We start from the raw sequence: 1044 nt of genomic DNA, 5'->3' as shown, positions 1-1044 counted from the left end.
CAGCCCATCCAATTTCGTCTACCCGGCTCTCACGGTCTACGGCAGCCCTTCCCAGAGCTTTCAACTATCAGACAGGTTTATCACTGCTTGGCCGACCGGCAGATCGACCCAGAAGGTCCCACGACCCCGAACATGCAACGCCTGCCGGCTATCACACACGCCCGGTTTAGCCTCATCCGCTTTCGCTCACCACTACTCACGGAATCACATATTGTTTTCTCTTCCTACGGGTACTGAGATGTTTCACTTCCCCGCGTTACCACCAACCGCCCTATACATTCAGGCGGAGGCAACACCACATGACTGGTGCTAGGTTTCCCCATTCGGACATCCCCGGATCAACGTCTGGTTGGCGACTCCCCGAGGCTTAACGCAGCCTCCCACGTCCTTCATCGGCTCCTGATGCCAAGGCATCCACCGTGTGCCCTAAAAAACTTGGCCACAAAGATGCTCGCGTCCACTATGCAAATCTCAAACAACAAACAGCAACCGCATCCAAGCCCGGCAAACCAGACTCTTCAGCGGCCCTGTCATCCAGAAGAACCGGTCGCCCGTTCCTTCAGGACCCAACAGTGTGTCCGACACCCCGTGACCGCTGCACCAGCGTTCCCACTCCCTTGCGGGCGGTACTAGCCGGCCGTTGACCACGTTGTGCCGAGTAGCCAGTGCTCCACTAGTGAGCTGTCACCCCACCGAACATGCGCCGGTGAAAGGTGAAAGTAGCTCCTTAGAAAGGAGGTGATCCAGCCGCACCTTCCGGTACGGCTACCTTGTTACGACTTCGTCCCAATCGCCAGCCCCACCTTCGACCGCTCCCCCCCATACGGGTTGGGCCACGGGCTTCGGGTGTTGCCGACTTTCGTGACGTGACGGGCGGTGTGTACAAGGCCCGGGAACGTATTCACCGCAGCATTGCTGATCTGCGATTACTAGCGACTCCGACTTCATGGGGTCGAGTTGCAGACCCCAATCCGAACTGAGACCGGCTTTTAGGGATTCGCTCCACCTCACGGCATCGCAACCCTCTGTACCGGCCATTGTAGC

General features: G+C 58.2%; 2 rRNA genes. Both read right to left on the bottom strand.

The features are described 5' to 3' along the window. A 23S ribosomal RNA gene (locus ACIBVN_RS60945) occupies positions 1–441 on the bottom strand; the annotation flags it as partial. Between the two features lie 290 nt (positions 442–731). After that, positions 732–1044: ribosomal RNA gene (locus ACIBVN_RS60940) — 16S ribosomal RNA — on the bottom strand; the annotation flags it as partial.

It is taken from the genome of Nonomuraea sp. NPDC049400 (assembly GCF_044466425.1).
Lineage (GTDB): Bacteria > Actinomycetota > Actinomycetes > Streptosporangiales > Streptosporangiaceae > Nonomuraea.
This window is presented reverse-complemented; position numbering and strand designations above follow the sequence as displayed.